The sequence below is a fragment of the Membranihabitans marinus genome, assembly GCF_021729155.1.
In the GTDB taxonomy this organism is placed as follows: Bacteria; Bacteroidota; Bacteroidia; order Chitinophagales; family Saprospiraceae; genus Membranihabitans; species Membranihabitans marinus.
In genome coordinates this window covers 72,597-87,734 of the sequence record NZ_JAJQYA010000020.1, presented here as the reverse complement: position 1 = coordinate 87,734, position 15,138 = coordinate 72,597, and the positions used below count along the sequence as shown (strand labels likewise).

The window sequence follows — 15,138 nt, the reverse complement described above, 5'->3', positions numbered from 1 at the left end:
CTGTGCAAATGTTTGCATCGGTAGTGAGAGCATCACAAAAGCCAACAAAGGCAATAAGCCTTTGAGCCAGTTTGAGCCCAGACACCACGATGGCTGAATTAAAGTAAAATTCGTCTTTTTCATGAGTTCTAGTTTTGGTTATTAAACAATCGGTTTTTTCAAACAAATATTTAGGTTAAAAAATAAAATTACATAATTATATTAAATGAGAATACTTGGATAGAGAAGTCTATCACTCCGGAGAGAACGACTATGAGTCGCCATTATGAAATACTAGGAAATGTTTAGGTGTATCGGTTTTTTCATGCACAGAGTGTAAAGGTCTTTATCAAATAATGTCATTTAGGTTATTAAATTCTTTTAAAACTGTTTTCTTCTAATGGCCATAATCGAAGTCCACAATTCTTTACAAATATATAGTTTCTACTCAATTTTATGTATAAAAATATTAGCAAATTTCACATTAAACATATTGATAATGTGTAAGGTAAATATCTATCAAGGTCTTATAAGTTGAATTATCATGTGTTAAATTAAAAATATCTTGCATAAAATGTGATTTTTCACTACAATTCTAACAAATGTATCTAATTTACTGAAAATCGGATAGATAGCTTAAGATCAGCACTAGACATAATGAAGTGCTTTTTGAAGATCATTGTCCTATTTTTTATCTTGAGCTCATATTCCAATGACACAATTACCTTCTTCTTCTGCGCGCTCTTTCATCTTCAACTTCTTCGACTTTGTCTGGATTAAACAGATCAAATCGAAGACTTACTTCATGGGAACCATTATTATATGTCTGGAAATCAGCGAAAGACACTCCATAAGAATATAATATATTTACTTTATTTATCCTGGTGCCCAGCAATATATTAGCTCCATTTCCACCCCCAACGGTATAGGTAAATCCTCCAATCAATTGTTCATCTGCGTAATAACCTATTAAATTGAGATCAACTTGAAAGGGTGCATTTCTAACATTTCTCACTTGAATTGACGGTTCAAAATCGAAGTTATACCCTTCCAATGGCATACGATATCCTGCATATGCCACAAAATATTTAAATAAAGTGTTTTCTGTTTCCAATTCTTCAGAAGAATTATTATCTACACGTGTCCGTATTAAATTGGGTATGGCCAATCCCAATTGAAAGCCATCTGGTAATTTGGCATGAACACCAAAGGATGCATCAAAAACAGTATATCCACCAGCCGCTTGTATGATTAATGGATCAGTAGGATCAATACCAGATCCCAACAAAGCAGAAGCTTGAAGTTTGTATTTTTCTATTCCCGTTGACAATCCAAAACTCACCTTAGTGTCTTCAATATTAAACCGGTAGGCATAGGACAATTGACCAGAGGTCCGATTTAATGAACCAAGATTATCAGATATCACCATGGCACCCAATCCAATTTTTTCACTAGCTGGTCCGTTATAAGCTCCTGTAAAGGTTTGTGGATTACCTGGAAAAGAATTCCATCTATTAATATAATTCAACATTATAACATGACCATTCATCCCGCTAGCAGCCGGATTAATCAAATGATAATTAGATGGATAATGCCTATAACTGGCCACATCTTGAGCCTGTAATCCTACACAGCTCATCCATCCAAGAATCAAGGTCAAAGACCATCTTCCAATTAATACCCCTAGGGATATAGGACGGTTTCGACCGACCCATGCTACATCGGCCCTCTTAGTAACACTGGTTACAAATGTATGTATTCGTTGTAAATATTCACTCATCCTATCTAGTCCTTAATGGTTTACAAAACAAAATTTATACCTCTTTATAAATACTAATTAATTTAGTTTTCGCAACAACGTCACATGTCCTTTATATTGACTGATCACATTGTTGGCATCGACAACTTCCAGAACAAAATAATAAACACCGTCAGATAATTCTGAACCGTCTTGATCCATACCTGTCCATGTATTGTTGTAATTGTCTTCGATGTATACCAATGTACCCCAACGATTAAACAATCTCAAAGTATTATTGGATCCTTCGATACAATTGATACGCAATTCATCATTGATTCCATCGGCGTTAGGTGTCATAACCTCTACAGCCACATAACAATCTTGATCATCGATGGGTACTACTGCTTCATTCTGTGTGATACAGTTGTTGCCATCAGTAACAATAACTCGATACCTGCCTTCGGCCAACCCACTAATAAAAGAAGTAGTGGAACCAGGGTTTTTGTCATTCCAAGAGAATGAATACGGCTCAGCTCCCCCGGTAGCAAAGACCTGTGCGGTTCCTGCATTCACTCCGTTAGAAGGTTCTGTAACTATAGTAGCCGTTAATCTTTCTGGTTCATTGACTATGTAACTCGCAGTTGTTGTTTCTCCATCGGCATCGGTAGCCGTTACGCTATACTCTCCTCCACCCACATTGCTTATGGTAGGGGACTCATCACCTGTACTCCATTTATAGGTATAGGGAGATTTACCAAATTTAGCTTGAGCGCTTAAACTACCATTGCTTTCCCCAAAACAACTTATATCAAAGCCATTGTAGTTACTAGTAGCCGTAATCTCAACAGTATATTCTGCATCTCCAATTGAAGCTTCATGGGAAACCGAACAACCCGATCCATCTGTTACAGTCACCGTATAACTCCCCTGTCCCAATCCACTAATATCTTTACTGTCTGAACCATTACTCCAATTATACATATAATTTCCACTTCCTCCTGTAACCGTCAAAGCTATTGCTCCATCATTTCCATTCACTATTGGTGTAACATTGCTTTGAATCACTATCTCACTTGGTTCAGTCAGTACTACATCAGCCTCACCTATCACCGCATTAGAATTATCCGTTACTTTATAGTGATAGGTTCCTGCCGTAAGACTGGAAATATTATTAGTACTTCCAACATTTGAACCATTTTTCGTCCATTCGTAAGTATATGGCGACTGCCCTCCAGAAACATTTAGGCTAATGCTTCCGTTATTATCTCCGAAACAAGTGGGATTGTTACTGGTAACTGAAACTCCTTGACTACTCCCAACCGTCACTTTGCCTGAACAAGATTGAAAGGTAAATCGATTGCCTTCTACATCACTTGCCAAAAACTTGGTACGGTCATTTTCTTCAAATTTAATATCACTACTTTGGCCGTTACTTCCGATTACGTCAAAGCACATTTTAAACAATATCGAATTATCATCCAAGGTCGTTCCCTGTAAATCGGCACTGGAATACGTCCATACCAATATCATATAACCATCAGCGCCATTACCGAGATTGAAATCATTGCCCCCACCAGGTAAATTAACAAACTCCATTGTGGGATTACTCAATACCGTGGGATCCCATGTAACTAAACTCTGTAAGACACCAAGTTTATTGATACCTTTACCGGTAAAATTAACACAAACTGTCGACCCATTAGGAGAACTCACCTGTTCCGCAGCTACTGCAAACCCTGTCAAATCACAGGTAGTACCTCCACCGCCACTGCCTGCCACAGAAATTCTTCCATCGGTCAACTGTGATTGCCCAGCCACTGTACTGCCTGATCCATCAGGCACTGCAAATTCTATCACTACAGGGCTAGAGGTAAATCTCAAATCAGAACTACCAGAACTCGCCTTAATCTTGAAACAAAGATTTACTATCACTGTTCCATCTCCTAACGATATAGGGTCGGTAGATGGAGAATTCCAAGTCACCACCAAAGCACTACTGGTCCCAATATGCTCAGTATTTATAGACGCCGTACTAAATCCCGTTAAATTAAAATCTTTACTTTCTACAAACTCAAGCACATCGGTATTGAAATTAATGCTGTATTGCATACCTACTACGTCGTTAAAATCTCTAACTGTCATAGGGACACAAATGGTCTCTCCAGTTTGCCCTTCAGCAGTTCCCAATATCAATTGGATTCGATTACCTCCTCCCGTTCCTGATTCAATAGTTACCACACCTCCATCGGTACTCGCTCCTATGTTACTGTAACTGTTATTGATCACCTCCAGCTCACGAGAATACTCTCCAAAATCAACTTCTTGCGGCAAATTGACATTTACCGAAGTAGCACTATTCGATATTATCTCAAAATTAATAGTAAATAGCCTTGAACCATTGGCCAGGGTAAATCCAGCATCACTATTTAGATTATCATAAGTCGTCAAAATAATGCCATTGGCATTGTCGAGGTTACTTACAAAGTTGTCATTGTCATAATCAGACAATTCACTGGCAAAATTAGAGATACTCTGTAATCTCAGTAGAGATTTGTCGTAGGTGACTAAAATCTGAAATCCAAACAGATTCTTAAAATCGTCTACGGTTATGTCTACTGAAACGATATCGCCCAATTTACCACTTGCATCCGATGCAACAACTTTTCCTTGTCCAAATCCCGCAGAAAAACTGCTAATCAATACTATTAAGCTTAGTACATATTTTATCATGATGATCAATTATCTTTTTAAAATGCATCATTAAAACGCATTTACCTGTTTAAGATTTTATGTATCTCGAATAGAATATTACAAAATCCATTCCAATTTTATTTAATACGTTTTTTTAACACTAAATTTTAATGCTAAAAATCAGAGGACAACAAATAATAAAGTAATCTCATCTATACAAGCCAAAGCCAGTAAAGGTCTTACATTTTTCATATTTTTATTTAAAAATCTAAAACCCTGAGAAAAAATTCTTTAAATATTATTCCTCTTTACCCTTTAATATAACTCTTGGACTTCACCAATCGCTCATTTTTACTATCCTTAAGACTATAGTTAAAACCGGGGTGAATGCAATATGCCCCAGTCTCCCCACGCTTGTTGAGCGCTAAAAAACCAATTTGAAAATCGTTGTAATTTTGTTTCTTAGCAATTCGCAACACCGCCTCTTTACAAGCTTGCTCCGGCGACAGTCCCTGCCTCATCAATTCAACGACCAAAAAACTCCCGCAAGTTTTCAATACGGCTTCCCCCATTCCGGTAGCGGTTGCTGCCCCCACTTCATTGTCTACATATAATCCAGCTCCAATAACAGGACTATCTCCTACTCTCCCATGCATTTTGTATGCCAATCCACTGGTCGTACATGCCCCAGACAATTGACCTTGGGAATCCATGGCTATCATTCCAATAGTGTCGTGATTTTCAATATTAATGATGGGCTTATAATCAGATTTTTTCTTCCACTTCTCCCATGCGGCTTTGGATTTGTCTGTAAGCAATGATTTTTTCTCAAAACCTGACTCCAAAGCATATTGCAAAGCACCTGCACCAGCTAGCATTACATGGGGCGTATCTTCCATTACTTTTCTAGCCACTGAAATGGGATGTTCTATATCTTGCAAAAAACTAACAGAACCCGCATTTCCGGTCTCGTCCATAATGCAGGCATCTAAGGTCACATATCCATCTCTATCCGGTAATCCTCCAATTCCAACAGTCTGATTATTAACATCTGATTCTATTATTCTGACTCCCTTTTCAACGGCGTCCAAACTTCTTCCCCCACTGCCCAATATCTTCCAAGCCTCTGCATTGGCTACCATTCCAAAATCCCAGGTCGATACTACAACTGGCCCATTCAGCATCTCTCCAACCTCTCTTGCCCTAGAGAAACTCAATAAACTGGTACCTACCAGGCCACCATATATTTTATTTATAAAATTTCTCCTTTCCATTTCTCTTTTTTTTATTTATATCTACCTTAATTACTTGCAATTCAAACCATCATATCATTAACTACAAGAATTACCAAAAGAATCTCTATTTATTAATTGGTATAAATAGAATTCTCCTATATCCTTCTACAATCGACAAAGTTAAATAAATGATTGTGTAAAACATACATATTCACAAGAATACATCATATATTTCACATCATTGATTCCAGTAACCACAACATTCACAGCCTTACTACACCAATTCTTTTTCATCCTTGCTTTGACAGTAAAGGCACAACTAAAAAAATTTAAATGGGTTTTATATCAAATGCATTTGGTATAAATATTAAAACAAATATATTTTCACTCTTCAAGTTTACCTCATTCACTTCAATACTGTTACTTTTATGGAATTGAAATTACACTATGAAAAAAAATTCTAACTCGGTTAATCCTTCAAAAAAACAACGATATATTCTCCCGAAATTTCTCAATATCTGGAGTCACCTGCCATTAAATTGGCTATATAACATACTCAATTTCACACGATTAGTAATTTTCAACATTTTTAAATATCGCAGAAAAGTCACCAATAAAAACATTGATATTGTATTCCCGGATCGGAATAAGACAGAACAAAAAGCTATCAGAACCGCCTTTGAAAAACACTTTTGTGATCTTTTAGCCGAATCGCTTAAACTTCCCAATTTGTCTTCCGAAGAATTAAAACGTCGATTTGACATCCAAATTAATGAGGATATGAAAAGATACATAGCTGCTGGTAAAGATATTATTATCGCTGGAGCCCATATCAATAATTGGGAATGGGCGGTTACCGCCGGCGGTCAACAGCTACCTTGCCGGGCAGTTGGAATATATAAACCCATTCATCACCAAGGTATGGAATACTACATTAAAACAAATCGTCAAAGACACGGAACAGAAATGATCGCCATGGCCAATGTAGTGAGAGATATGTTGAGAAAAGATAGAATGTCTTCAGCCTATTTTTTCCTAAGTGATCAATCCACTCCTTTCACGGATCAAGCCCATTATGTAGATTTTTTTGGGATTAAAACCCCCTTTGTTCCCGGAATGTCCCAATTAGCCTCTCGCCTAAACCTCCCCATCTTCTATTTTTATATAAAAAAAACCAAAAGAGGATACTACACCGCTCATTTTACCACCTTATTAGAGGAATCTTCTACCCTTACACCTACTGAAATAACCGATCTATATGTAAAAAAACTTACGGACAACATATTAAATGAATCTCCAAATTGGTTATGGACTCATAAAAGATGGAAGCGTGTATTAAAGTATTAAAATATTATTGCGCAATCACATTTTTGGTATTGCCACTTCAGATACAGGCTCAGTGGACATCTAGAGCAGCAGTGTCCATAGACAGTATTGCCATAGGCGATAGTATGTTCACTGTTAACCAACCCATATTGCACAACAACACCGTCAATATTTATCAACCGAGCCGCAGTCGATTACTTCCCGATTCAAATTATACTATCATCGGCAATGAAATTCACTTAAAAAATCCTTCCACCTATTCAGAAACCTTATTTATCCTAATACCACCTATTTCCGACAGCCTTTCCAATATCCATACCTGGATAGATACCAATCTCATCCGTAGTGAATATTTAATAGAAAGTCTTCCCAGTGATATTCCCAATTCCTCCACAAACACTCAATGGTCCAACTTATCGTATTCGGGACACTTTGGGAGAGGAATCCAAATCGGCAATACCCAAAATGCCAGTCTTCAATCCAATTTTGATCTTCAGATCAAAGGAAGTCTTCCCAACGGTATGGAGGTGGTAGGAAGTTTATCAGACAATAGTATTCCCCTCCAGCCAGAAGGCAATTCCCTTCAACTCCAAGAATTTGATAATGTTTTCATTAAAATCAAAAAGGACAACCTTGAAATGGTGGCTGGGGACTTTGAAGTATCCAATCCCAACAGGTATTTTATGAAATATTATAAAAAGACTAAGGGCCTGTATTCCAGCTACCAATCTAAAGATTTAAATGGATGGGATCAAACTTCTTCAGCCAACTTCTCGACCTCAAAAGGAAAATTTAATAGAACATCACTAACCGTAGAGGAAGGCAACCAAGGGCCATATAGACTCAGTACGAAAACCAATCAACTTTTCGCCGTCATACTCGCCGGAACAGAAAAAGTATTTCTAGACGGAGAGAGATTGATTCGCGGAAGTCTAAACGATTATACCATCGATTACAATTTGGGAGAGATTACTTTTACAGCTAAAACATATATAAGTGCCACCAGTAGAATCATTGTGGAATACGAATTGGCAGAACAAAACTATTTGCGCAGCCTATTTACTGGCCACACGTCATGGACCAAAAACCAATATAGTTTTAGCCTAGATCTCTACAGCGAACAAGACGGGAAAAATTCCTTTCAAAATGACTTACTCACAACGGAAAATGAAAGAATTATCTCAGAAGCAGGAGACAATATTGACAATATTGCTGGTTCATCTATCATACCTTGGGAAGATGGCTATCAAGAGGGTATCGTTCTATACCACCTCATAGACTCTATGGGTTATACCGACATTCTCACCTTGGCCAAAGATGGTCGCAAACCATTGTACACGGCTAGCTTTACATTTGTTGGCGAAGGTCAAGGAAATTATATTGTATCTGAAAATTATACCAATGGCGATCGCTTTGTATGGGTTTCTCCAGACGCTAGTGGACAACCACGTGGTCAGTACGCTCCGACAACCACATTACAAGCCCCTCAGATACAGCAAATGATGGCTTTTCGAGGTCAAAAAAAATGGGACAATGGCAGTGAAATATATTCCGAATGGGCACTTTCAAATCTCGATCAAAATAGATTTTCCAACTTTGATCAAGAGGACAATATAGGATGGTCTCAATTGTCTGGTTTTACTTGGAGACACTACCTAGACCAAAGCAAATCCAAGGAATGGACTATCGCTGGCCAATACGAATACAAAGGTAAAGACTTTACAGCCATTACGCCCTATCGATCCGTCGAATTTCAACGAGACTGGAACTTTGAAACCAATGATACGAGTTTTAATGAATCCATCGCTCTATTATCGGCCTCATATATAGATTCTGTGTGGCAATGGACCTATGAAATTCAGCATTTCCAGGCTAAAAACCATTATAGCGGATGGCAAAACAATGCTAAGTTCAGTTGGAGAAAACAAAATTTTTATGCCAACGGGGAATACAAATTTCTCAATAGTCGGAGCAACTTGTACAACTCCAAATTTTCGAGACCAGATTTTAAATTAGGGTGGCAGAATAAAAACCTGGTGATAGAAACAGGATATACCGGTGAAAAAAATAGCGTAATAAATAATGACAGCTTTGTCCTTCCCTCCATACGTTTTGACAGATGGAACATCAAAACCAATTGGAAGCGCAAACACGAATTGGAATACAGTCATCGAACCGATTACCTGTTTGACGCTGACCAGTTTGACAAATCCTACTACACTGACGATATCAGATGGTCGTCAAGCATTCAAAATGGAGCTACAAACTCCATAAAACTCATCACAACTCTACGTCACATCTTCTTAATCAATGATGAGGAAAATTTCATCGCAGATCAACAAGGCTGGAACATATTAGGACAGTTACAATTCTTCCAAAAAATCAAAAAATCAGGATTCTCCACCAACGGCGATTTATCTATTGGCAATGGCAAGGAACCGCGCAGAGGATTTCAATATATAAAGGTAGAACCCGGAAATGGACAGTACAAATATGTAGATCTCAACCAAGACTCAGTACAACAATTAAACGAATTTTTTCCCGCCATATATCAAGATGAAAAAAATTATATCAGGGTAAATATCGTTCAGAACGAGCTTATTTCAACCTTTAATTACGGAATTAATTCCACGATCAAATTTCAATCCAATGAAATAACTGAACATAAATTTTGGTCAAAATGGCAATTGGAAAGCAGTGTTCGAATTGAAAATAAACAACAGCGATTGGGAAAAATAAAAATCATCTCCATTCCCGATTCCGCCCTAATCTCGAGCAATATCAACTTCCTTAACAATGTATATATTAACCGCAACGGAAAGACTGTCCAACAACATTTCGGATACTGGAAACGCAGTCAAAAATCATTTTTAAATTATGGGTTCGAACAATATTCAACTACAGATCTTTTTTCCAAGACCAATGTTAGACTCAATGCAGCCGTTCAAAATCTAACTGAAATAAATCGCAGAAAAACTACTCAAGTAGCCGATCAATTTGCAGAGCGCAATTTTATCATACATTTTACAGATATAAAAAACACCTTAAAATGGCTTATCCAACAAAAAATGGTCTTCGAATTGCAAAATGCCCGAGTCATAGGAAAAACGATGGATCTCAACGATGAAGCCCTAACCTGGAAAAACAAGATTTCATGGTCCTACGTCCCCAATAATAAATGGAATATTCAAACCGCCTTTGACTTTTCTATAGTGAAACACCAATACGACATCATCAACCTATCCCTAGAACAAGTTCTGTTAGATGGTTTAAGAGCTGGCAACAACTACTTATGGGAAGCAAATCTACAACGTAAACTACCCAATGGTCTAGTCATATCTCTGAGGTATAATGGGCGAAAAATTGGAGACAGCAAGGTAGTACACAACGGTACCATGCAAGCAAATTTGATATTCTAGCATAAAAGACCGACCTCTTTAAATCCAATGTATAAGTTTTGTAATTATAAAATAACAATAAAGACTGAAAAACCTAAATAATTAAAACTTCAATTGATTATATGTTCTTTTGTACATTTAAATCTTCTGAAAAAAGTCAATAAGCCTCCACACCTCTTCATTCGATGTCAGGTAATCTCCCTGAACCTAGACCATTATCAGCCAAATCACCAACCAAACCAAATGAATTTATAATTGACGCTTATATTAATCTAGTTGAATTAAATATTCATTATTATATATTTGCAAAATTATACCCTAAGCTATCATTACTAAAATCGAAAAATAAACTGCTATGCTACTATACGATTCCATCATAAAGCCACTACTGTTTTCACAAGATCCTGAAAAAGCACATGGTATGGCTATGGCCTTGTTTGAGAATAGCCTTCGACTTCCTTTGAGTCACACGATCTTCAAACAATTATTTACACTGGAATCAGAAAAACTAAAATGTCGCCATATGGGATTGGAATTTCAAAATCCCATAGGACTGGCAGCGGGATTTGACAAGGATGGCAAGTACATAGCCAATCTTTCCAAACTGGGATTTGGTTTTATTGAAATAGGAACGGTAACCCCCAAACCACAGATTGGTAACGATAAACCCAGATTATTTCGGCTTCCCAAAGACCAAGCTTTAATCAATCGTATGGGTTTCAATAACGATGGTGTAGATGCAATGGCCAACCGATTAAAAGATTTGGAAAAAGGAGATCTAATTATTGGAGGGAATATTGGCAAAAATAAAATCACCAATAATGAAGATGCATGGAAGGACTATGTTCAATGCTTCAACACCTTAAACGGACTTGTAGATTACTTTGTAATCAATGTAAGCTCACCCAACACCCCGGGATTAAGAGAATTACAAAACAAGGAAAGTTTAACGAGAATCCTTAGTGAGGTGCAAAATATCAATAACAAAAATACTCCTGTTTTACTTAAGATAGCACCGGATATAAATGAGGCTCAATTAGATGACATAATAGAAGTCATTACCCATACTGGACTTCAAGGCATTGTAACCAATAATACTACCATAGCCAGACAACCTTTAAATACCGATCCTATTACAGTAGCAGATATAGGCGCTGGAGGTTTGAGTGGCCGTCCTTTACAGGGAGCAGCCAATCAGTTATTAGCCCAAGTCAAAGAGAGAACATCATCCAATCAAACCATTATCGCATCTGGAGGAGTACACGATACGGAAGCCGTCGTACAAAAATTGGAATTGGGAGCTGATCTTGTACAAGTATATACAGGTTTTATTTACCAAGGACCAGATTTCGTTAAAAAAATCCTGCAATCGATCATTTAAAATTTCGAACAACACCGCTGATATTGGAGGTTACTATATGGTAAAAAGTATTCCCACCGCTTCACCAATCCAATTTAACTATTGTAACCTATATTACAATTTGGCAACTGCGTATTGTCAAAAATCAATGATCCAACAGATTTTATAGACAATAGACTATTTTCCAAGGGCATACATTATGCAGGTCATTTGAAATAGTAAATTAAAAGGAAAAAGAATTAAAATAGGTCTCACAGAGATATTTCTATTAAAATGGCAACCACACAACCCAACTAATGTCAATATAGAAATTATTCTAATATCCTTAACCCATTGAATAACAAAATCACTAATATAAATAAGAACAATAAAAATTTAATTCAAAATATTAAATCTACAATAATTGTAAATAACCAACATTTTTCACCAAAATAATACAATACAAAACCCATTTAACGGGAAAAAATAAGCATCGATTTCATTATAATGCAATCAATTGATTGCATTATAAGAGAATATACCCAATTCTATACAGGTAAACTTTAGATTACATCTGCTAAAAGAAGAAATATAGCAATACCAAATTAACCCACATTTTAGATATTGAATATTAGCTCATTAACCTTTAGTCAAAAAATCCATTATACTGCAACCTTATAAAACTTCAGCATAACAACTTGGGAAAATTGGTCATTAACAAAGCTTTTTAAGATTATTAAATTACCCCAATCTCTTAACTGCAGAGAATAGAAAAATTCGTTGCCCTATTTTAAAGCTACAAACTCGCAATAAAAAAAAGTTGTATCTCAATACACAGTATGAAATACAACTTTTAAGAACTCAGCTTATCCTTAAAATTTATCTTAGACGACGCAACATCAATTCTTTATTTTCAACAGCACGACGTATGATTTCATCACCGTATTCAGTAAATTCTAATAATTTCTCTAAACGCTTACCTTTTTTACCTCCTTTTATATATTGAATCAAATCTTTTTTGATTAATTGTTGTACGGCCAAGGTAATATTAGGCACACTTTCCCCGATTTCTTTCAATGTATTGCTAATATCTCTAGCTTTAAATTGTTCCATTTTTCGATGAGAGCGCATAAAAGCGGCGGTAAGTAAAGTTTTATCTGATGAGGATTTAATACTAATATCACTCAATAAGGCTTTCAAATTTTTATATTGACCTATCCCTTGGGCCACAAAGTTGTTGCCACTGGTTGAATGTATCATAGGAAAGTCTTCATCTTGAATGCTGGTCAAAACTTCACTGTCTATTCCTTCTGTCAAATTTTGATTTTCTTCCAATTTATTTTCTAACCATTTCAACACTCTTGCTTGTTCCGAAAAGGAAAGTCGAGATAGAATTTCATAGGTTTCAACAATTGCCTGCAGCTCACTATTTATACTCATTTAATACTTGATTTTATACGTTCTAAAAGTTTTTTAGCGAAAGGTTATATGTTTTTCATAAAAGGAAGCAAGCAAATATAAAAAAAATGTATTAAAAGCATTAATTCAATTGCAATTTTTCGACAGATAACTTAAATAATTACACAAACAACTTAATCAAATCATTTTTCGAAACAATGTATCTACATTTTTCGATGGCATAAACTAGATAAATAACTGGCTTTAATTTTAATTACCGCCTAGTTGGTAATACAGGAATATATAATATAAATCAATTTACAAAGCCAAAACCCCTCCCATTACAATTGATTTTACAAATGGAAAAACCCCAAAAAAAACAGTATAAAAAAAGATTACAACTAAAATTTTAGTTCAATAACGTATTTTTACGTTATATATTTGTATATTGCGCTAACGAAGTGAAATTACGGATTCAAAAATGAGGATAAAAAAGCTCTATATCATCTACTGCCTTGCTTTAACCATCTCGGTTAACCACCTCAATGTGTATGGTCAAAACCAAGAATCCAATCTTCACTACCAAATGGGAATGAAGGAGTTTTACAATTTCAACTATGCAGAAGCCATTCAACATTTAGAATTATCCGCGGCCTCACCAATATCCAATCCCGCTTCCTCATACTATTATATAGGTATGGCCCATTATCATATGGGACACATGGATGAAGCTGAAGATTTTCTAATTCGAGCCATCGAAAACGAAGAAAACACCAGTTATTCAATGTCCTTGGCTCAGGTATACATTTTCAATAAAGAATACGACCGCGCACTATCTATTTTACAACCTCTAACGATGAGGGATTCCACTAATAGCTATTTTCACAAAGTCATTGGCAAAGTATATATGGCCAATCAAGATTTCATATCCGCTATTGATGCTTTTGGGAAAGCCAACCGATGTGACAGCAATGACATAGAAACCATTCAATTACTCGCTCAAAGTCATTTCTCACTAAAAGAATATTTTGTAGGTCTCGAAATCATAAAAAAGGCCGTAGTACTAATACCCAACAGTAAAAAATTACTTTCAATTCAATTATTTGCCGAAGTTAAAACCACTGAATACGGCCAAGCCCTACAAACGGCTGATCGATTAATAGCACTTGGCGATAGCTCTCATATCAATCAAAAATTATATGGAATAGCCCTATATAAGACCGAACAAATTGAATCTTCAGTAAAAATTTTTGAAAAACTAATCCGTGCCGGACGAGGAGATGAAGGCATTCACTACTATCTATCGGAAGGCTATCGAAAACTCGGCCGAATTGACGACCAATTATTGCATTTGGATACGGCCATTTACACCTATGGCATTGGCCCCATGGTGGATCAATATTATCAATTACTAGGTGATGCCCATGAAGCCAAAGGCAAAATAAAACTGGCATTAGATGATTACAAAAGAGCCTATCATCTCAAAGCTGATTATTTATACATCTATCAAATCGCTCGTTTGAGTGACTTATATTACAGAGACAAGCGTATAGCCTTCGATCATTATCAGCGCTACCTCGCTACGGGAGACAGTACGGCAAAACTCATGGCGGAAGAGCGCATCCAATACCTCAAAGAAATCATTCATCAACAAAAAACAGATAAAAAATGAAACTTACCAAAGCAGAAGAAGACATCATGAAAATAATCTGGGAAATAAGTCCCTGCCTCGTCAGCGATATTATCCAATATATGGGCAATCCCGAGACCCCACATTCGACGATTTCTTCCATAGTTCGTATCTTAGAAAAAAAGGGATTTGTACAACATAAAGCCTATGGTAGAACCCACGAATATTACCCCGTCATAAAACGCGAAACCTATAGTAAAAACAGACTTAAAACCTTTGTTCAAGATTATTTCGACGGTTCGGCTCATCAACTTGTTTCCTTTCTCGTCAAAGAAAAAGAAATCAATTCTGATGAACTCAATCAATTGTTAGAAAAATTAGAAGACAACGAAAATCAATAA

The 15,138-nt window shown here is 36.4% G+C and carries 9 protein-coding genes; 5 read left to right on the top strand and 4 right to left on the bottom strand.

Annotation, left to right across the window (positions count from 1 at the left end; genetic code table 11):
- Window positions 1-700: 700 nt before the first annotated feature.
- The 3 genes from LVD51_RS13000 to LVD51_RS12990 form a co-directional block, all read right to left on the bottom strand.
- Window positions 701-1,759 carry a PorP/SprF family type IX secretion system membrane protein gene (locus LVD51_RS13000; RefSeq protein WP_236971813.1) on the bottom strand — a complete coding sequence of 353 codons (1,059 nt, stop codon included), beginning with the start codon at window positions 1,757-1,759 and terminating at the stop codon, window positions 701-703.
- Window positions 1,760-1,816: 57 nt separating this feature from the next.
- Complete coding sequence (locus LVD51_RS12995) at window positions 1,817-4,450, bottom strand: cohesin domain-containing protein (protein WP_236971812.1); 2,634 nt, start codon at window positions 4,448-4,450, stop codon at window positions 1,817-1,819.
- A 269-nt stretch (window positions 4,451-4,719) separates the two neighbouring features.
- Window positions 4,720-5,685, bottom strand: a complete 966-nt coding sequence (locus LVD51_RS12990) for an isoaspartyl peptidase/L-asparaginase family protein (RefSeq protein ID WP_236971811.1) — start codon at window positions 5,683-5,685, stop codon at window positions 4,720-4,722.
- A 408-nt stretch (window positions 5,686-6,093) separates the two neighbouring features.
- Here LVD51_RS12990 and LVD51_RS12985 point away from each other — a divergent pair, with 408 nt between their 5' ends.
- From LVD51_RS12985 to LVD51_RS12975, 3 genes are all read left to right on the top strand, one after another.
- A complete protein-coding gene (locus LVD51_RS12985) occupies window positions 6,094-6,993 on the top strand; it encodes a lysophospholipid acyltransferase family protein (protein ID WP_236971810.1) in 900 nt (299 codons plus the stop codon).
- Window positions 6,969-10,391, top strand: coding sequence for a hypothetical protein (locus tag LVD51_RS12980; protein WP_236971809.1), 3,423 nt, complete (start codon window positions 6,969-6,971; stop codon window positions 10,389-10,391). Before LVD51_RS12985 ends, LVD51_RS12980 begins: the two co-directional genes overlap by 25 nt.
- 334 nt (window positions 10,392-10,725) lie before the next feature.
- Window positions 10,726-11,751, top strand: coding sequence for a quinone-dependent dihydroorotate dehydrogenase (locus LVD51_RS12975; RefSeq protein ID WP_236971808.1), 1,026 nt, complete (start codon window positions 10,726-10,728; stop codon window positions 11,749-11,751).
- Window positions 11,752-12,588: 837 nt separating this feature from the next.
- On the opposite strand, the gene LVD51_RS12970 is transcribed toward LVD51_RS12975, so the two are convergent.
- Window positions 12,589-13,149, bottom strand: coding sequence for a hypothetical protein (locus LVD51_RS12970; RefSeq protein WP_236971807.1), 561 nt, complete (start codon window positions 13,147-13,149; stop codon window positions 12,589-12,591).
- 439 nt (window positions 13,150-13,588) lie between these two features.
- Here LVD51_RS12970 and LVD51_RS12965 point away from each other — a divergent pair, with 439 nt between their 5' ends.
- The gene (locus tag LVD51_RS12965; RefSeq protein WP_236971806.1) at window positions 13,589-14,779 is read left to right on the top strand and encodes a tetratricopeptide repeat protein; all 1,191 of its coding nucleotides are present in this window, start codon (window positions 13,589-13,591) and stop codon (window positions 14,777-14,779) included.
- Entirely contained in the window at window positions 14,776-15,138 is a 363-nt protein-coding gene (locus LVD51_RS12960; protein WP_236971805.1) for a BlaI/MecI/CopY family transcriptional regulator, read from the top strand. The genes LVD51_RS12965 and LVD51_RS12960 overlap by 4 nt, the downstream gene beginning before the upstream one ends.

What these genes read in the sequence shown, in the direction of transcription:
- LVD51_RS13000 (WP_236971813.1), bottom strand. Translation starts at nt 1,759, where the DNA reads ATGAGTGAATATTTACAACGAATACATACATTTGTAACCAGTGTTACT.
- LVD51_RS12995 (WP_236971812.1), bottom strand. Translation starts at nt 4,450, where the DNA reads ATGATAAAATATGTACTAAGCTTAATAGTATTGATTAGCAGTTTTTCT.
- LVD51_RS12990 (WP_236971811.1), bottom strand. Translation starts at nt 5,685, where the DNA reads ATGGAAAGGAGAAATTTTATAAATAAAATATATGGTGGCCTGGTAGGT.
- LVD51_RS12985 (WP_236971810.1), top strand. Translation starts at nt 6,094, where the DNA reads ATGAAAAAAAATTCTAACTCGGTTAATCCTTCAAAAAAACAACGATAT.
- LVD51_RS12980 (WP_236971809.1), top strand. Translation starts at nt 6,969, where the DNA reads ATGGAAGCGTGTATTAAAGTATTAAAATATTATTGCGCAATCACATTT.
- LVD51_RS12975 (WP_236971808.1), top strand. Translation starts at nt 10,726, where the DNA reads ATGCTACTATACGATTCCATCATAAAGCCACTACTGTTTTCACAAGAT.
- LVD51_RS12970 (WP_236971807.1), bottom strand. Translation starts at nt 13,149, where the DNA reads ATGAGTATAAATAGTGAGCTGCAGGCAATTGTTGAAACCTATGAAATT.
- LVD51_RS12965 (WP_236971806.1), top strand. Translation starts at nt 13,589, where the DNA reads ATGAGGATAAAAAAGCTCTATATCATCTACTGCCTTGCTTTAACCATC.
- LVD51_RS12960 (WP_236971805.1), top strand. Translation starts at nt 14,776, where the DNA reads ATGAAACTTACCAAAGCAGAAGAAGACATCATGAAAATAATCTGGGAA.